The organism is Streptomyces sp. NBC_01320, from assembly GCF_035974375.1.
In the GTDB taxonomy this organism is placed as follows: Bacteria; Actinomycetota; Actinomycetes; order Streptomycetales; family Streptomycetaceae; genus Streptomyces; species Streptomyces yanii.
The window spans coordinates 4,588,808-4,606,857 of record NZ_CP108390.1 but is presented as its reverse complement, the minus strand read 5'-3'; the positions used below and the strand labels follow the sequence as shown (position 1 = coordinate 4,606,857).

The 18,050-nt window shown below is 69.6% G+C and carries 16 protein-coding genes; 7 read left to right on the top strand and 9 right to left on the bottom strand.

The window, feature by feature from the left end; translation table 11 throughout:
* The first annotated feature begins 177 nt into the window (after positions 1-177).
* The 3 genes from OG395_RS20695 to OG395_RS20685 all read left to right on the top strand — a co-directional run bounded on the left by OG395_RS20695 (position 178) and on the right by OG395_RS20685 (position 2,765).
* The gene (locus OG395_RS20695; protein WP_327244289.1) at positions 178-816 is read left to right on the top strand and encodes a DUF6230 family protein; all 639 of its coding nucleotides are present in this window, start codon (positions 178-180) and stop codon (positions 814-816) included.
* Positions 817-913: 97 nt separating this feature from the next.
* Positions 914-1,501, top strand: a complete 588-nt coding sequence (locus tag OG395_RS20690; RefSeq protein WP_327244288.1) for a DUF6114 domain-containing protein — start codon at positions 914-916, stop codon at positions 1,499-1,501.
* A complete protein-coding gene (locus OG395_RS20685; RefSeq protein ID WP_327244287.1) occupies positions 1,491-2,765 on the top strand; it encodes a hypothetical protein in 1,275 nt (424 codons plus the stop codon). The genes OG395_RS20690 and OG395_RS20685 overlap by 11 nt, the downstream gene beginning before the upstream one ends.
* A 102-nt stretch (positions 2,766-2,867) precedes the next feature.
* On the opposite strand, the gene pyk is transcribed toward OG395_RS20685, so the two are convergent.
* The 3 genes from pyk to pta form a co-directional block, all read right to left on the bottom strand.
* Positions 2,868-4,298 (bottom strand): pyruvate kinase, encoded by a 1,431-nt coding sequence (gene pyk / locus OG395_RS20680; RefSeq protein WP_327244286.1) that lies wholly within the window; start codon positions 4,296-4,298, stop codon positions 2,868-2,870.
* A 74-nt stretch (positions 4,299-4,372) separates the two neighbouring features.
* The gene (locus OG395_RS20675; protein WP_327244285.1) at positions 4,373-5,665 is read right to left on the bottom strand and encodes an acetate kinase; all 1,293 of its coding nucleotides are present in this window, start codon (positions 5,663-5,665) and stop codon (positions 4,373-4,375) included.
* A 5-nt stretch (positions 5,666-5,670) separates the two neighbouring features.
* Entirely contained in the window at positions 5,671-7,743 is a 2,073-nt protein-coding gene (pta, locus tag OG395_RS20670) for a phosphate acetyltransferase (protein WP_327244284.1), read from the bottom strand.
* Positions 7,744-8,015: 272 nt separating this feature from the next.
* Here pta and OG395_RS20665 point away from each other — a divergent pair, with 272 nt between their 5' ends.
* Positions 8,016-9,041, top strand: a complete 1,026-nt coding sequence (locus tag OG395_RS20665; protein ID WP_327244283.1) for an ATP-dependent 6-phosphofructokinase — start codon at positions 8,016-8,018, stop codon at positions 9,039-9,041.
* Positions 9,042-9,208: 167 nt separating this feature from the next.
* Here OG395_RS20665 and OG395_RS20660 read toward each other — a convergent pair whose 3' ends face one another.
* From OG395_RS20660 to OG395_RS20635, 6 genes are all read right to left on the bottom strand, one after another.
* Positions 9,209-9,832, bottom strand: coding sequence for a helix-turn-helix domain-containing protein (locus OG395_RS20660; protein WP_327249400.1), 624 nt, complete (start codon positions 9,830-9,832; stop codon positions 9,209-9,211).
* Between the two features lie 165 nt (positions 9,833-9,997).
* Positions 9,998-10,825: a carbohydrate ABC transporter permease gene (locus OG395_RS20655; RefSeq protein ID WP_327244282.1), complete on the bottom strand. Its 828-nt coding sequence runs from the start codon at positions 10,823-10,825 to the stop codon at positions 9,998-10,000.
* Positions 10,825-11,715, bottom strand: coding sequence for a carbohydrate ABC transporter permease (locus OG395_RS20650; protein ID WP_327244281.1), 891 nt, complete (start codon positions 11,713-11,715; stop codon positions 10,825-10,827). The genes OG395_RS20655 and OG395_RS20650 overlap by 1 nt, the downstream gene beginning before the upstream one ends.
* Complete coding sequence (locus OG395_RS20645) at positions 11,712-13,073, bottom strand: extracellular solute-binding protein (protein WP_327244280.1); 1,362 nt, start codon at positions 13,071-13,073, stop codon at positions 11,712-11,714. The genes OG395_RS20650 and OG395_RS20645 overlap by 4 nt, the downstream gene beginning before the upstream one ends.
* 146 nt (positions 13,074-13,219) lie before the next feature.
* Positions 13,220-13,894: a response regulator gene (locus OG395_RS20640; protein ID WP_327244279.1), complete on the bottom strand. Its 675-nt coding sequence runs from the start codon at positions 13,892-13,894 to the stop codon at positions 13,220-13,222.
* Positions 13,891-15,585, bottom strand: coding sequence for a sensor histidine kinase (locus OG395_RS20635; protein ID WP_327244278.1), 1,695 nt, complete (start codon positions 15,583-15,585; stop codon positions 13,891-13,893). Before OG395_RS20635 ends, OG395_RS20640 begins: the two co-directional genes overlap by 4 nt.
* 130 nt (positions 15,586-15,715) lie before the next feature.
* On the opposite strand from OG395_RS20635, the gene OG395_RS20630 reads away from it, so the two are divergent.
* The 3 genes from OG395_RS20630 to trxA all read left to right on the top strand — a co-directional run bounded on the left by OG395_RS20630 (position 15,716) and on the right by trxA (position 18,046).
* Positions 15,716-17,080, top strand: coding sequence for a cation:dicarboxylate symporter family transporter (locus OG395_RS20630; RefSeq protein ID WP_327244277.1), 1,365 nt, complete (start codon positions 15,716-15,718; stop codon positions 17,078-17,080).
* A 216-nt stretch (positions 17,081-17,296) separates the two neighbouring features.
* The gene (locus OG395_RS20625) at positions 17,297-17,701 is read left to right on the top strand and encodes a MerR family transcriptional regulator (RefSeq protein WP_327244276.1); all 405 of its coding nucleotides are present in this window, start codon (positions 17,297-17,299) and stop codon (positions 17,699-17,701) included.
* Between the two features lie 3 nt (positions 17,702-17,704).
* Positions 17,705-18,046 (top strand): thioredoxin, encoded by a 342-nt coding sequence (gene trxA, locus OG395_RS20620; RefSeq protein WP_327244275.1) that lies wholly within the window; start codon positions 17,705-17,707, stop codon positions 18,044-18,046.
* The last annotated feature ends 4 nt before the right edge of the window (positions 18,047-18,050 follow it).

The following is an 18,050-nucleotide window of genomic DNA, read 5'->3' as shown; positions in this document are numbered from 1 at the left end:
GAACAGGTTGCGCGAACGCGTGGCCAGTGGTTGTCGCTCGGGGGTGATCGCCAGTGATTCGGACGCGGTTCACGCCTCCGGTTCCGGCGCTCTCCTTTCCGAGGACGTAGCACTTCTCCCATCCCAGGACGGGCCCAGGCCCGGACCGGAGATGTACGTCCGAGAAGGAGGAAAGTCATGGAGTCCCAAGTTCGTGGCGGGACCAGATGGAAGCGGTTCGCTCTCGTCATGGTTCCGAGTGTGGCCGCGACGGCCGCGGTCGGTGTAGCCCTGGCGCAGGGTGCGCTGGCCGCGTCGTTCAGCGTGTCCGGCCAGTCGTTCAAGGTGACAGCGCAGCACCTGGACGGCAAGGGCTTCTCGCAGTACGGCGGCATAGACGTCGGCTACGCGGAGCTCAAGGGTGACGCGAAGACGGTGCACCCGGTCGCGATCTCGTCGTTCAAGTCGGCCGACATCACGGGCATGTGCCAGTCCGTCGTCACGCCGGACATCCCGGTCCTCGGGTCCGTCAGCCTCATGCTGAAGGCCGGCGGCGGCGGTACCCCGGTCCACGCCGAGAACCTGTACCTCGATGTCGCGGATCTGGACGCCGACGCCACGTTCAAGAACATCGACATCGGTGTTGCGGCGAAGGACGCCAGCAAGGGTCCGGCCATCAAGTCCGGCGAGAACATCAAGGAGAACGGTTTCGCCCAGCAGGCGGACCGCGCGATTCTCGACAACGTGAAGCAGAAGGCGTGGGCCACCACGGCCGGCACCTTCAAGCTCAGCGGGCTGAGCATGCGCCTCTACAACGGCGTCAAGGAGTGCTACTAAGCACTCCGTCCGGTCGGGCGGAGGAGCGGCCACGCTGCTCCGCCCGACCGGCTCCCTCTTCTTTCACAGCAATACCGGTTCCAGGGAGCTGTTTTCCATGAGCGCCGACTCCACGGGGCAGAACGAGCACTACACCCGCGTCCTTCGGCAGCGTTTCCGTGCCTGGCGGGGCAGCCGGCCGTTCTGGGCGGGCCTGCTCACCGCACTCGGCGGGGCGCCGATTGCGTACTTCCCGTACGCCAATCTCAAGATCGGCCACCTCACGCTGGCCATGGCGACCACCGCGGGTGCGGGCTCACTGATCATCGGTGTACTGCTGGTCACGCTCGGTCTGACCATGTGGTACCACCAAATCGTCCGGGTTTTCGCCGGTGTCGCCTCGATCCTGCTGGCGCTGGTCTCCATCCCGGTGTCCAACCTCGGCGGATTCCTCATCGGATTCCTGCTCGCCATGATCGGTGGCTGCCTCGCCCTTTCCTGGGCACCGGGCACGCCGGTCGCCGAGCAGTCGGCCGAGCCCGGACGTTCCCCGAAGGACCCGGCAGGGCCCGACGGTGCGCTGCCGGACGGTTCCGACCCGCAGCGCGGTGCCGCGGGGACGTACAGCCCCGGTCCCGCTCCGTGGAACGACGACAGCACGAACGGCAAAGTTGACGCAGGCGGCGGGAGGAACAGTGCGGGGTGACGAGACGCAGCTGAACTCGACCGGGGGCGAGGATCTCCGGGCGAGAAGCGGGCCGCGCCACGCGGCCCCGAGGAAGTCGCTGCTGACGAAGCTGCACATACCCGCAGGCAAGGCCTTCGCGCTCGCCGCGATGCCGACGGCTGTCTTCGTCGGGATGGGGCTCACCCCCAAGCTCGCGCTGGCCGACGACGCGACGGACATCCCGTTCGCGCCGGGCCCGTGTGTGACGCGCTCGGACGAGCCGAGCCAGTCGCCGGAGCCCTCGGCGTCCGCGTCGGAGACGAAGACACCGTCCCCGTCCACCAGCGCCTCCACCGGTGCCGCCGACAGTGGTGCGGACCAGAGCGCCGAGGCGACGCCGAAGCCGTCGGCGACCCCGTCGGCGGACGGCGCGGCGGACCAGCAGGGCGAGGCGCCCGCCGCGGCGCCGAGCGCCTCCCCGTCGCCGACGGCGACGGACAACCCGCTCGACCCGCTGGGTGTCGGCGACGCGCTCAAGGACCTCTTCGACGGACCGGGCCAGGAGACGGCGAGCCCGTCCCCGAGCGCCACCACCGCGTCCCCGAAGCCGTCGGCGTCCGCGACGAGCGAGCCCGCCGAGAAGCCCGTATCCAAGGTGACGGACGCGGCGAAGGACACGGTCGGCAAGACCGCCGACGCCATCCGCGAGGCGGCCGACAAGGCGGGCACGTCGGTCGAGGAGCTCGACGAGAGCGCCAAGGGACTCGACCCCAAGAAGGACGTCGACATCCCGGACGGTGCCAAGCAGCCGTTCCCGTGCCCCACCGCCGACCCCAAGGCGCTGGCCGCGGCGGACCTGGAGCAGGGCATCCCCAGGGTTCCGGACCAGCCGTGGATCCTGGAGAGTTCGCTGCTCACCCTGAACGGGCTCGACTACAAGGGCATCGTCGAGGTGGAGAAGGGCGACGGCACCACGAAGAAGGTGCTGAAGTTCACCGCGTCGTCCATCGACATCAAGGACCTGCACCAGCTGACCGAGGGTCCGGGCGGCACCACCGGCCACGTCCAGGCGCGAAAGGGTTCGACGTCCACCATCCGCGACGGCACGGTGACGATGTACACGGAGGAGCTGAAGGGCAACCTCTTCGGCCTCATCCCCATCACGTTCAGCCCCGAGACCCCGCCGCCGCTGAACGTACCGTTCGCGTTCTTCACCAACGTGAAGGTCACCCAGGCCGGCCAGTTCGGCGGCACGCTCACGGTGCCCGGGCTGCACAACTACTTCACCGGCGGCGCCAGTTGATGAAGTGACTCAAGGACCCGTCAGGGAGCCGCACAAGGCTGTGGCCCGCACCCCCGTCGAAGGGGATGCGGGCCACAGTCGTATGCCGGTGCGGTCGGCTCGTCAGCCGCGGTCGCTGCCGCCCACGTGGTGCACCCGGACCATGTTGGTGGTGCCGGGGACGCCGGGGGGCGAACCGGCCGTGATGACCATCGTGTCGCCGGCGTTGTAGCGGCTCAGCTTCAGCAGCTCCCCGTCGACCAGGTCCACCATGGCGTCGGTGTTGTCCACGTGCGGCACGACGTGGGCCTCGACGCCCCAGCTCAGCGCGAGCTGGTTCCGGGTGGACTCGTCGGTGGTGAAGGCCAGGATCGGCTGCGCGGCGCGGTAGCGGGAGAGCCGACGGGCCGTGTCACCGGACTTGGTGAAGGCGACCAGCGCCTTGCCGTTCAGGAAGTCCGCGATCTCGCAGGCCGCCCGGGCCACCGAACCACCCTGGGTACGGGGCTTCTTGCCCGGGACCAGCGGCTGCAGGCCCTTGGAGAGCAGCTCCTCCTCGGCGGCGACGACGATCTTCGACATCGTCTTGACCGTCTCGATCGGGTACGCGCCCACGCTGGACTCGGCGGACAGCATGACCGCGTCGGCCCCGTCCAGGATCGCGTTGGCGACGTCGGACGCCTCGGCGCGGGTCGGCCGCGAGTTGGTGATCATCGACTCCATCATCTGGGTCGCCACGATCACCGGCTTGGCGTTCCGCCGGCAGAGCTCCACGAGGCGCTTCTGCACCATCGGGACCTTCTCCAGGGGGTACTCGACGGCCAGGTCGCCACGGGCGACCATCACACCGTCGAACGCCATGACGACGCCCTCCATGTGCTCGACGGCCTGCGGCTTCTCGACCTTGGCGATGACGGGGACCCGGCGGCCCTCCTCGTCCATGATCTTGTGGACGTCCTTGACGTCGTCGGCGTCGCGCACGAAGGAGAGGGCGACCAGGTCGCAGCCCATCCGCAGGGCGAAGCGGAGGTCCTCGACGTCCTTCTCGGACAGGGCCGGGACGTTCACCGCCGCACCCGGCAGGTTGATCCCCTTGTGGTCGGAGATCACCCCGCCCTCGATGACGATGGTCTTGACCCGGGAACCCTCGACCTCGACGACCTTCAGCTCGACGTTGCCGTCGTTGATCAGGATCGGGTCGCCCTTGTCGACGTCGCCCGGCAGTCCCTTGTAGGTCGTACCGCAGATCGACTTGTCACCGGGGACGTCGTCGGTGGTGATGGTGAACTCGTCCCCGCGGACCAGTTCGACGGGGCCCTCGGCGAACTTCGCCAGGCGGATCTTCGGGCCCTGGAGGTCGGCGAGTACGCCGACCGCCCGGCCGGTCTCGGCGGCGGCCCGGCGGACGCGGTCGTAACGGCCCTGGTGTTCCTCGTGGGAGCCGTGGCTGAAGTTGAATCGGGCCACGCTCATGCCGGCCTCGATTAGAGCGACGAGCTGCTCGTGGGAGTCGACGGCGGGACCGAGGGTGCAGACGATTTTGGAACGGCGCATGAGGCGGATCCTATCGGTTTGTTTCACTGCGGAATATTCCGGCTGGTGGAAGATACAAAGGGGCGCAGGGGTGCTCAGTTGTCGACCTGTCCGAGCGGTTCGGCCTGCCCGGGCTGCGCGGTCCGTCCGAGCCTTTCGACCAGCGCAAAGGTCTGGTCGGCGATCTCCAGCTCCTCGTCCGTCGGCACCACGGCGACCGCGACCCGCGCGTAGTCCGGCGAGATCAGCCTCGGTTCACCGGACCGTACGACGTTGAGACCGGCGTCCACCGCGAGGCCGAACTCTTCGAGACCGGCGATCGCAGCCTCCCGTACGGGCGCCGAGTTCTCCCCGACCCCCGCCGTGAACACCACGGCATCCACCCGCCCGAGGACCGCCGAATAGGCGCCGATGTATTTCTTCAGCCGGTGCACATAGATGTCGAAAGCCAGCGCCGCCCGCTCGTCGCCCTCGTCGATCCGGCGCCGGATCTCCCGCATGTCGTTGTCCCCGCAGAGCCCGACCAGACCGCTCCTCTTGTTGAGCAGGACGTCGATCTCGTCGACCGACATCCCCGCCACCCGCTTCAGATGGAAGGTGACCGCCGGGTCGATGTCCCCGGACCGGGTCCCCATCACCAGCCCCTCCAGCGGGGTCAGTCCCATCGACGTCTCCACGCACCGGCCGCCCGCCACCGCCGATGCCGAGGCGCCGTTGCCCAGGTGCAGCACGATGACATTGACCTCCTCGGGGGTGCGTCCCAGCAGCTCGGCGGCCTTGCGGGAGACGTACGCGTGCGAGGTGCCGTGGAAGCCGTAGCGGCGGATGCGGTGGGCGTCTGCGGTCTCCACGTCGATCGCGTAGCGCGCGGCGTACTCCGGCATCGTCGTGTGGAACGCGGTGTCGAAGACGGCGACCTGGGGCAGGTCGGGGCGGAGCGCCTGTGCGGTACGGATCCCGATGATGTTCGCCGGGTTGTGCAGCGGCGCCACCGGGACGAGCCGCTCGATCTCCGCCAGCACCTCGTCGGTGATCACGGTCGGCTCGGTGAAACGCAGGCCGCCGTGCACCACCCGGTGGCCGATCGAGGCCAGCTCGGGAGAGTCCAGCCCCAGCCCGTCCGCGGCCAGCTCCTCGGCCGCCGCCTTCAGCGCCGCCTCGTGGTCGGCGATCCTGCCCGTGCGCTCGCGTGTCGCGGCGCCGCCGGTCAGCGAAGTGTGCAGCAGACGGGAGGTTTCCTCGCCGATCCGCTCGATCAGGCCGATCGCGAGCCGGGAGCGGTCCTCCATGTCGAGGAGCTGGTACTTCACCGATGAGGAGCCTGAGTTGAGGACGAGGACGCGACGGGCCTGCACGGCGGCGGAACCTTCCTTCATGGGGGTGGTCATGCGGATCACTCCTCGCCCTGGGCCTGGATCGCTGTGATCGCCACGGTATTGACGATGTCCTGGACGAGCGCACCGCGGGAGAGGTCGTTGACGGGCTTGCGCAGACCCTGGAGCACCGGGCCGACGGCCACCGCGCCGGCCGAGCGCTGCACGGCCTTGTAGGTGTTGTTGCCGGTATTCAGGTCCGGGAAGACCAGCACGGTCGCCTGCCCCGCCACCTCCGACCCGGGCAGCTTGGTCGCGGCGACGCTCGGCTCCACCGCCGCGTCGTACTGGATCGGACCCTCGATCCTGAGATCCGGCCTGCTCGCGCGCACCAGGTCCGTCGCCTGCCGCACCTTGTCGACATCGGCGCCCGTGCCCGAGGTGCCCGTCGAGTACGAGAGCATCGCGATCCGCGGCTCGACACCGAAGCGGGCGGCGGTGACGGCGGACTGGACGGCGATGTCCGCGAGCTGTTCCGCGTCCGGGTCCGGGTTGACCGCACAGTCCCCGTACACCAGGACCTTGTCCGAGAGGCACATGAAGAAGACCGAGGAGACGATCGACGCGTCCGGCTTCGTCTTGATGATCTCGAAGGCCGGGCGGATCGTCGCGGCGGTGGAGTGCACGGCCCCGGAGACCATGCCGTCGGCCAGGCCCTCCTGGACCATCAGCGTGCCGAAGTAGTTCACGTCCGAGACGACGTCGTACGCCAGCTCCACGGTGACCCCGCGGTGCGACCGCAGCTGTGCGTACCGCTCAGCGAACGCCTGGCGCAGCTCCGAGGTCTGCGGGTCGATCAGCTGCGTATCGGCGAGGTCGATGCCGAGGTCGGCGGCCTTCTTGCGGATGATGTCGAGGTCGCCGAGCAGGGTGAGCGCGCAGACGTCGCGGCGCAGCAGCACATCGGCGGCGCGCAGCACCCGCTCCTCGGCGCCCTCCGGCAGCACCACGCGGCGCCGGTCCGCGCGGGCCTGTTCCAGCAGCTCGTGCTCGAACATCATCGGCGTGACGCGGCCGCTGCGGGCCACCGAGATCCGCTCCAGCAGGGCGCCGGTGTCGACGTGGCGCTCGAAGAGGCCCAGTGCGGTCTCTGCCTTGCGGGGCGTCGCAGCGTTCAACTTTCCCTCCAGCGCGAAGAGTTCGCCCGCGGTGGGGAAGGATCCGCCGGCCACCGACACGACCGGGGTGCCCGGTGCGAGACGTGCGGCCAGCTTGAGTATCTCCTCGCCGGGGCGCTCGTTCAGGGTCAGCAGCACGCCCGCGATGGGCGGGGTTCCCGCGCTGTGCGCCGCCAGCGAGCCGACCACCAGGTCCGCCCGGTCCCCGGGCGTGACCACGAGACAGCCCGGCGTCAGTGCGTTCAGCAGATTCGGCAGCATCGCCCCACCGAAGACGAAGTCCAGCGCGTCCCTGGCCAGCCCCGCGTCGTCGCCGAGCAGAACCGTTCCGCCGAGCGCCGCGGTGATCTGGGCGACCGTCGGCGCGGAGAGCGCCGCGTCGTCCGGCAGCACCGAACAGGGGACGGGCAGCCGCGCCGCCAGCCGCTCGGCGATGACCTCGCGGTCCTCCGCCGCCACCCGGTTCACCACCATTGCGAGGACGTCGCAGCCCAGCCCGGCGTACGCCCGGTAGGCGTTGCTCGTCTCGGCCCGCACGGACTCCGCGTCCTGCCCCTTCCCGCCGACCACGGCGATCACCGAGGCGCCGAACTCGTTGGCCAGCCGGGCATTGAGCGCCAGCTCGTCGGGGAGCTGGGTGGCCGCGAAGTCCGTGCCGAGTACCAGCACCACCTCGTACGAGCGGGCCACCTGATGGAAGCGGTCGACGAGCCGCGAGACCAGTTCGTCGGTACCCTTCTCCGCCTGCAGCGCGGACGCCTCCGCGTAGTCCAGGCCGTAGACCGTCGCCGGGTCCTGGGAGAGCCGGTAGCGGGCCCGCAGCAGCTCGAACAGCCGGTCGGGGCCGTCGTGGACCAGCGGCCGGAACACTCCGACCCGGTCCACCTGACGCGTCAGGAGCTCCATGACTCCCAGATCGACGACCTGACGGCCGTCTCCCCGGTCGATTCCTGTCACGTACACGCTGCGCGTCACGCGTGCTCTCCCGTCGTTCTGTCCGGTTGGAGCGATATCGCCCCGTTGACGATACCTGCGGGGGCGGATATGCCGCCCGCCGGACGAAAGGCCCTGATCGGGTGCGGGAAGAACCCCGTCGCGCCCGGCTCTCCGTCCGGTGCGGTGCCGGTGGAAGAGTCGGTAGCGCGAGGTCCAGACCTGACGTGGGACAATCGTTGTGGCTCACGGTACGGGGGATTCTGTAGTCGCCCCCGGAATGCACGGCACTAGCGAGCAGGAGATACAGCACGATGCGCATCGGAGTTCTCACCGCAGGCGGCGACTGCCCGGGCCTGAACGCCGTGATCCGGTCGGTCGTGCACCGCGCCGTGGTGGGTCATGGTGATGAAGTCATCGGCTTCGAGGACGGGTTCAAGGGACTCCTCGACGGTCACTTCCGCCCCCTCGACCTCAACGCGGTCAGCGGCATCCTCGCCCGCGGCGGCACGATCCTCGGCTCGGCCCGGCTGGAGCGCGACCGGCTCCGCGAAGCGGCCGAGAACTGTGACGAGCTGAGCCGCCGTTACGGCATCGACGCGCTGATCCCGATCGGCGGCGAGGGCACCCTCACCGCGGCCCGGATGCTGTCGGACGCCGGAATGCCCGTCGTCGGCGTCCCGAAGACCATCGACAACGACATCTCGTCCACCGACCGCACCTTCGGCTTCGATACGGCGGTGGGCGTCGCCACCGAAGCCATAGACCGTCTCAAGACCACGGCCGAATCGCACCAGCGGGTCATGGTCGTCGAGGTGATGGGCCGGCACGCGGGCTGGATCGCGCTGGAGTCCGGCATGGCGGGCGGTGCGCACGGCATCTGTCTGCCCGAGCGGCCGTTCGAGGTCGCGGACCTGGTCAAGATGGTCGAGGAACGCTTCGCACGCGGCAAGAAGTTCGCGGTCATCTGCGTGGCCGAGGGCGCGCACCCGGCCGAGGGCTCGATGCCGTACGCCAAGGGCGAGATCGACCAGTACGGTCACGAGCGCTTCCAGGGCATCGGCAACCGGCTCGCGGTCGAGTTGGAGACCAGGCTCGGCAAGGAGGCCAGGCCGGTCATTCTCGGCCACGTCCAGCGCGGCGGCACGCCGACCGCGTACGACCGGGTGCTCGCCACCCGCTTCGGCTGGCACGCGGTCGAGGCGGCGCACCGGGGCGACTTCGGCCGGATGACGGCGCTGCGCGGCAACGACATCACGATGGTCCCGCTCGCGGACGCGATCACGCAGCTGAAGAGGGTACCGAAGGACCGGATGTACGAGGCGGAGTCGGTGTTCTGACCGGTTCCGGGCACCGGACGGGCCGGTGACGCCCGGCCCGTCCGGTGTTCGAGGGCGCGGAGGCTGCCCCCTGCGGCCGCTTTCTTTCGGATCACGCCGGATCAGGGGGCGCGTGCCGGACCCTGCGTGCCGGACCCCGCGGGCCGGCACGACCCGAACGACAGGCCCTACACCCCCGCCGTCTCCCAGAACCGCTCCACGATCCCGTCCAGGAACGCCCGCCCGGCCTCCCCGCCGGACCCCACCCGCTCCGCGCCCCCCGTGCTCCAGCTCAGCGTCGACACCATCAGCGCCTGGTAGTCCCCGTGCAGCCGCTCCAGCACAGCCTGCAGCAGTCTCCGCTCCAGCGGCACCAGCTTCGCGACCGGCCGGGTGTACGCCTGCCAGCGCGTCGTCACCGCACTGCGCAGCAGTTCCGCCAGCTCCTCGTAGCGCCCCGCCGCCGTCACGAAGCCGGCCGCCGACAGCCCCAGCGCCTCGCTGAGCGCCGCGGACTGCCGCTCGTTGCCGCGCCAGTGCCCCGACTCCTCCATCCGTAGATAGGCGGAGACCGCCAGCCCCACCAGCCGCGCGAGCTCGTCCGCGGCCAGGCCCTGGGCCACCCGGTGCTCCCGCAGGGAGCGGGCGGCGGTCAGCAGGTCGGCCGGCGCGCACCACAGGACTCCGGCGAGCGCCGTGAGTTCGTACTCGCTGGGCAGCGCGAGCCCACGTTCCCAGGCGGCGACGGTGTCCGCGCTGATCCGGAGTCCGTACTGGGCGCCGAGACCGTACGCGACATGGCCGGGCGCCATCCCCAGGGCCTCGCGCAGTCGGCGCGCGGCGGGGGCGTTGAACGGCGGTGTGGGGTGCACGGCCCCACCGTAGGAGTCGGGACACGGCCTGACTACGGTGTGTTCGACCGAGATCACGGCTCGTAGGAACGTCCTAGGTCGCCGGCGTCGCCCGCCGGTGCCCGCTCATCCCTTGACCGCGCCGCCCAGGGCGAACCCCCCGCCCAGCCGGCGCGAGATCAGGATGTACAGCAGCAGTACCGGCGTCGAGTACAGGATCGAGAACGCCGCCAGCTGCCCGTAGACCACCGCACCGTAATTGCCGAAGAACGTGAAGATCGAGACCGATGCCGGAAGCTGCTCGGGGGAGAGCAGCAGCATGAAAGGGACGAAGAAGTTCCCCCACAGCATGATGAACGTGTAGATCGTCACCACACCGACCCCTGGCCCCATCAGCGGCAGCACCACCCTGACCAGGGTCTGCAACATCGACGCCCCGTCCGTCCACGCCGCCTCCTCCAGGACCTTCGGCACTCCGTCCATGAAGTTCTTCATCAGCCATATGGCGAACGGCAGTTGGGCGGCGGCGAGAAAGAGCGCCGTTCCGTACATCGTATCGATCAGATCGACCTGGACGAAGAGCCCGTACACCGGCACCATGATCGCCGTGATCGGCAGGCATGTCGTGAACAGGATGGTCAGCAGGTACGGGCGGTTGAACCGCGAACGGTAGCGGGACAGCGGATACGCGGCCAGCGCCGCGCACACCACGGTCAGCAGCGTCGCACCCCCGCACAGCAGCAGACTGTTGAGCATCGGCGTGAAGGTGATCTCGTCGGTGAGGACCGCGTCGAAGTTCTCCAGGGTCGGTGAGGACGGCGGCCGGACCCGGAGATCGGCACTGCTGTCCAGCGAGGCGAACAGCAGCCACAGCAGCGGCAGCGCGAACGCCGCCGCCACCAGCAGGAGCGCTCCGTCGGACGCCAGCCGCGCCCGGGTGCGGCTGGACGTCATCACACCTCCACCTTCATCAGCCGCAGATAGACGACCGAGAACAGCGAACCGACCAGAAGCAGCAGCAGCGCCACCGCCGTCCCGTAACCGATCAGGCTGTTCACGAAGGCCTGGTCGTACATGAACACCGGCAGCGTCTGGCTGCGGTTGCCCGGACCGCCGCGGGTCATCGCCCAGATCAGCCCGAACACGGAGAGCGTGGACAGAGTGTTGAGCATCAGATTGGTGCCGATGGAGCGGCGGATCATCGGCAGCGTGATGTGCCAGAGCCGACGCGGCCCGCTCGCCCCGTCGACCTCGGCGGCCTCCGTGATGTCCTGCGGGATCTCGGCCAGTGCCGCCGAGTAGATCAGCATCGAGAACGCCGTCCCGCGCCACACATTGGCGAACGACACCGCCAGGATCGGCAGTGTGAACAGCCAGTTCTGGCCCGGGAGACCGAGCCCGTCCAGAATCGCGTTCAGGGTGCCCTCGCGGCGGAAGAACGCGTACAGCAGGAACGCCGCGACAATCTCCGGCAGCACCCAGGCCGTGATGACGAGCGCGCCCGTGACCGTCCGCACCGGACGGGACGCCGCCCGCATCAGACCGGCGAGCGCCAGCCCCAGCGTGTTCTGCCCGACGATCGACGACAGGAAGGTGAAGACGAGCGTCAGCTGGACGGCGTTACGGAAGTTGTCGTCGGCGAAGGCGCGGCGGAAGTTGGCGAAGCCGACGAAGTCGGAGGAGGACGAACCCGTCAGCTGGGTGTTGGTGAAGGCGATCCAGACGCAGTAGCCGATGGGGCCCGCGAGGAAGAGCAGCAGCAGGACGGTGGCGGGAGCGATCGGCAGCCACCGCCCCGCACGCCGCCACCGCCACGGTCCGGTTCCTGTCGCGCCGTCGCTCACTTCGTGACGACCGCGCCGTCGACGATCGTCCCCAGCTGCTCGTCGTACTCCTTCGCCGCCGACTCCGGTGATCCGTCGCCCGTCGTCACCTTCTCCATCGCCTCACCGATGGCCGTCGACACCTGCGGATAGACGGGCAGCGCCGGACGGTAGTGGGTGTACTGGACCAGGCCCGTGAAGAACTCGATACCGGGCATGGACTTCAGATACTCCGGATCCTGCGCCACGTCCTCGCGCACCGCGATCTGGGCATCCACCACAGCCCACTTCGCCGCGTTCTGCGGAGTCTGCATCGTCTTGATGAACTCCCACGCCAGATCGGCGCTCCTGGCCTTCTGCGGGATCGCCCACGTCCAGCCGCCCGACATGGACACCTTCCCGGGCGCCTGACCGTTCTGGGTGGGCATCGGGGCCTGGGCGAGTTCCGTCTTCCACTCGGGCCACGCCTTCGGCCCGCCGTTGACCCAGTTCTGCCCCATCCAGGAGCCGTCCAGCGAGATCGCCAGCTTGCCCTCGGGGAACCATTCGGTGGCCACATGCGTGCCGATATTGGGGTCGAGTGCGTCCGACGGATCCGGGCCGAGCTTCTCCCCGTACACGGTCCGTACGAAACCGAGCGCGTCCCGGAACCCCTGCCCGCCCGCCACCCACTTCTTCGCAGTGGGGTCGTAGAGGGGGTCCGCGCCCGTGCCGTAGAGCAGCATCTCGAAGCCCTGCATCACGGCCGCCTCGCCGGGACCCTTGCCCGTGTACACATTCAGCGGGATGACACCGGGGACCTTCTTCTTGATCGCCCGGGCCGCCGTCAGGATGTCCGCCCAGCTCTTCGGCTGCCAGTCGGCCGGCAGCCCCGCCCTGGCGAAGATCTTCTTGTTGAACCAGAGCCCGCGGGTGTCGGTGCCGTCCGGGACGCCGTACGTCTTGCCGTCCTCGGCCTTGGCAGCGGCCTTCGCCGTGTCCACGAACTGGTTCCAGGTGTCCCACTCGGCGAGGTACGTGTCGAGCGGCCGCAGGTAGCCCGCCTTGATGTCGGAGTTGATCCGGAACGTGTCCTCGTAGACCAGGTCCGGGGCCGTCTTCGGCGACCGCATCATCTGCTGCGCCTTGGTCGCGTAGTCGTTGTCCGGCGCCTGGATCGGAATCAGCTTGATCTTCTTGCCGGGATGTTCCTTCTCGAACTGCTTCTTCATCGATTCGAGGAAGGCGTCCTTGAACCGGATCTTGTTGTCCGTGGAGCGGTTGTACGCGACCTTCACGGTGTCCGGGTCACTTCCGGAACCGGAGGAGCACGCGGTCAGCGAGCCGGCAGCCAGAACGGTGACTGCGGCGGCGAGGATCAGTGGGGCGGTGGGGCGCACGGGCACGACCTCCTCATAGCCACGAAGGCTGAGACCGTGACCGTAGGACCGGCCCGTCGATGAGGTCAATGCCCGTGCAGGAAGCGCTTGTTGTGCCGTCAGGGGCTTTCTTCCGGATCAGGCCCCAGGGAGGTGGTCGCGGTCGTTCACCGCGATGCGGCCACCCACCGGTAGTGCAGCTCCGGCCGTCCGATCTGCCCGTACTGGGGGCTGCGAACGGCGCGCCCCGTCGACACCAGGTGCTCCAGATAGCGGCGGGCGGTGATCCGCGAGATGCCCAGCTCCACGCCGGTGGCCGCTGCCGTCACCCCGTCCGGGGAGGCCCGCAGCGCACGCGTCACCGCCTCCAGCGTCGGGCCGCTCAGCCCCTTGGGCAGCCGGACCGGCTGCGGCGCCCGCAGCGCGCCGAGCGCTCGATCCACCTCGTCCTGTCCGCTCGCCTCACCGGCCGCCGCACGGAACTTGGCGTAGCGGACGAGGCGGTCGCGCAGGGTGGCGAAGGTGAACGGCTTCAGCACGTACTGGACGACACCGAGCGACACCCCCTCCCGGACCACCGTCAGATCACGCGCCGACGTCACGGCGATGACATCCGCCGCGTGCCCGGCGGCGCGCAGTGAGCGCAGCAGCTGCAGACCGTGCCCGTCGGGCAGATACAGATCCAGGAGCAGCAGATCGATGGGAGTACGGTCCAGTGCCCGTACCGCCTCCGCACGCGAATGAGCGACCGCGGCCACGGTGAAGCCGGGGACCCGGCCCACATACAGCTGATGGGCGTCGGCGGCCACGGGATCGTCCTCGACGACCAGCACCTGGATCATGGGGTGGGCTCCTTGGGGGCGTGCGCGGACTCGGACGGCGTGGGCGCGGGCGGCAGCGGCAGCCGTACGGTGAACTCCGCGCCGCCGTCCGGGCCCCCGCTCAGGGTGACCGTCCCGCCACCCCGGTGCACGGCCTGCTGCACGAGCGCCAGACCGAGCCCGCGACCGGCGCCGTGCGTGGACCAGCCGCGGTGGAACACCTGCGCCGCGTCACCGGGATCGACCCCGGCGCCGGTGTCGGCGACCCGCAGCAGCAGCTCGCCGTCATCGGCGAGCGCGGTCACGGTGACCCGGGCACGGACCGGGCGGCCCACCACACCACCCCGCTGGCCGGGAACGCCTCCGGCGGGGGAGGGGCCCGTCGCCGCCTCGGACGCCGCATCCACCGCGTTGTCGATCAGATTGCCGAGGATCGTCACCAGATCGCGCGACGACAGCGTCTCGGGCAGTGCCCCGTCGTCGATCAGGCTGTCGTCCGCGAGCACCAGCTCCACTCCCCGCTCGTTCGCCTGCGCCGCCTTGCCCAGCAACAGGGCTGCCAGCACCGGTTCGGCGACGGCGCCGACGACCCGGTCGGTGAGGGCCTGGGCCAGCTCCAGCTCCGCCGTGGCGAAGCCGACCGCCTCCTCCGCCCGGCCGAGCTCGATCAGCGAGACGACCGTGTGCAACCGGTTCGCCGCCTCGTGCGCCTGCGAGCGCAGCGCCTGGGTGAAGCCCCGCTCCGAGTCCAACTCGCCGGACAGCGCCTGAAGTTCCGTGTGGTCGCGCAGGGTCACGACCGTGCCGCGCTGCTCGCCGCCCACCACCGGACGGGTGTTCACCACGATCACCCGGTCCGCCGTCAGATGCAGCTCGTCGACCCGCTCCTCGGAGGCGAGCAGCGCCCCGGTCAGCGGCGGCGGGAGCTCCAGATCGGCGACCCGCCGCCCGACCGCACCCGGGGGCAGCCCGAGCAGCTCCCGGCCCGCGTCGTTGATCAGCGCGATCCTGCGCCGCCCGTCGAGCATCAGCAGCCCCTCGCGCACCGCGTGCAGCGTGGCCTGGTGGTAGTCGTGCATCCGGCTCAGCTCGGCGGCGTTCATGCCGTGCGTGTGGCGCCGCAACCGGGCGTTGATCACATACGTACCGACGCCGCCGAGCGCGAGCGCCCCGCCCGCCGCCAGCCCCAGCGCACCGAGCTGAGCCCGCACCTGCGAGGAGACCCGCTCGACCGTGATGCCCGCGCTGACCAGACCGATGATCCTGCCGCCGTCCAGGATCGGGGTGACGACCCGGATCGACGGACCGAGCGTGCCGGTGTACGTCTCCGAGAACGTCTCTCCGCGCAGCGCCCGCGCCGTGTGCCCGAGGAACGTCTCGCCGATCCGGTCGGCGTCGGGGTGCGTCCAGCGGATCCGGTCCGGGCTCATGATCGTGACGAAGGCGATCCCGGTGTCCTTGCGGACCTGCTCCGCGTACGGCTGCAGCACGGCGGACGGGTCCGGGGTGCGGATCGCCTCCCGTACCGACGGGGAATCGGCCACCGCCATAGCCGCCGCCCGGACCTGCCGGGCCGCGGTCTCCTCCGCCTGTGCGCGGCCGGAGACGTACGTGAAGAAGGCGCATCCGGCCACCACGGCCGCCACCAGCACCACCTGCATGGCGAAGAGCTGACCGGCCAGGCTGCGCGGACGGGTCCGGGGGAGACGCATGGTCACAGTGTGCCTGGCCGAAAACATATGAACGAAATGTACGTAAGGGTGACCGCCATCACAGGGGGCGGGATATTCGCCGAGACCCCCAGGGACGGGGGACCGACCGGGACGAGCCGAGGAGAACCCCGTGGGAGTGCCAGCCGCCAGGCGGGACCGTACGCATTATCTGTATCTCGCCGTGATCGCGGCTGTGGGCCTCGGCATCCTGGTGGGCTTCGTGGCCCCCGGGTTCGCCGTGGAGCTCAAGCCGATCGGTACCGGCTTCGTGAACCTCATCAAGATGATGATCTCGCCGATCATCTTCTGCACCATCGTGCTGGGCGTCGGCTCGGTCCGCAAGGCCGCCAAGATCGGCAAGGTGGGCGGCCTCGCGCTGGGTTACTTCCTGGCCATGTCGGTGGTCGCGCTGGCGATCGGCCTGATCGTCGGCAATGTGCTGCACCCCGGCGACGGCATGCACCTCACGCAGACGGTGAAGGATGTCGGCCACACGGCGGCGAGCGACGCCGCCGAAGGGCCGGTCGACTTCCTGCTCGGCATCATCCCGACCACCTTCGTGTCGGCCTTCACCGGCGGCTCGGTGCTCCAGACCCTGCTGGTCGCGCTGCTCGTCGGCTTCGCGCTGCAGGCCATGGGCACGGCCGGTGAGCCGGTGCTGCGCGGGGTCGAGCACATCCAGAAGCTGGTCTTCCGCGTCCTGTCCATGATCATGTGGGCGGCCCCGGTGGGCGCGTTCGGCGCGATGGCCGCCGTCATCGGCGAGACCGGTGTGGACGCGCTCAAGGCGCTCGCCACGATCATGCTGGGCTTCTACATCACCTGCATCCTGTTCGTGGTCCTGGTGCTCGGCACACTGCTGCGCCTGGTGACCGGGGTGAACCTCTTCCAGCTCTTCAAGTACCTGGGCCGCGAGTTCCTGCTGATCCTCTCCACGTCCTCCTCCGAGTCGGCGCTGCCGCGCCTCATCGCGAAGATGGAACACCTGGGTGTCAGCCGCCCGGTCGTCGGCATCACCGTGCCCACCGGGTACTCGTTCAACCTCGACGGCACGATGATCTACCTGACCATGGCATCGCTGTTCATCGCCGACTCGATGGGCCAGCCGCTGGAGCTGGGCCAGCAGATCTCGCTCCTCCTCTTCATGATGATCGCTTCCAAGGGCGCTGCCGGTGTCTCCGGTTCCGGCATCGCCGTGCTGGCCAGCGGGCTCCAGTCGCACAAGCCCGCGCTGGTCGACGGCGTCGGCCTGATCATCGGCATCGACCGCTTCATGAGCGAGGCCCGCGCCCTCACCAACTTCGCGGGCAACGCCGTCGCCACGGTGCTCATCGGCACCTGGACCAAGGAGATCGACAGGGAACGGGTCGGCCAGGTGCTGGCCGGCGCCATCCCGTTCGACGAGAAGACGCTCACTCAGGACGATCCGCACGGCGCGACGGATGTTCCCGAGCCCAGGGACGGCGGGAAGGCGGACGTGACGGCGAAGGTCTAGTGCCGGGAGAGGCACGAGTCACGCGCGCGAGGCGGGGCCGGTACGGGAACGTCCGTACCGGCCCCGCCCCTTTTCAGCTGCCGCGTTGTCGACGGCACGGCGCAGCAGGCGGCAAGCGTGACGAACGAGGCGGCGAGCCCCGTGCATCACCTGCGCAGCGGAGACGGGGAGTTCCGGGCTTGCCTTGACGTCCGCGTCAAGGATTACCGTCGACACATGCGAATCGGGGAACTGGCCGAGCGGGCCGGGACGACGACGCGGACTCTGCGCTACTACGAGTCACGCGGACTGCTGCCTGCGCGGCGGGCCGTGAACGGGTACCGCACCTACGACGAGGACGATCTGCGCCTGCTGCAACAGATCCGGACCCTGCAGGACTTCGGGTTCGAACTGGAGGAGACCCGGCCGTTCGTCGACTGCCTGCGTGCGGGCCATCCGGCCGGTGACGCCTGCCCCGCCTCGCTCGCCGTCTACCGGCGCAAGCTCGGCGAGCTCGACTCGCTCATCGAGCAGCTCCAGTCGGTCCGCGCCCAGGTGGGCGCCGAACTCGCGAGGGCCGAGCTGGAGGCCGAGGCCGAGCTTCCTGGCGGCCCGGAACCACGTTGTGAACTGGGAGGATGACAGATGATTCATGCAGAGGGCGTGGCCGAGGTCACCGACACCACCTTCGACGGGGAGGTGCTGGGGGCCGAGCTCCCCGTCCTGGTCGAGTTCACCGCCGACTGGTGCGGGCCGTGCCGCCAGCTCGCCCCCGTGCTCAGCGCCATCGCCGCCGAGGAGGCGGACCGCATCAAGGTCGTCCAGCTCGATGTCGACCACAACCCCGGGATCACGAGCCGGTACGGGGTGCTGTCGATGCCGACCCTGATGGTGTTCCGGTCCGGCGAACCGGTGAAGTCGATGGTGGGTGCCCGGCCCAAGCGCAGGCTCCTCCAGGAGCTGGAGGACGTGTTCGAGACGGTGTGAGCCG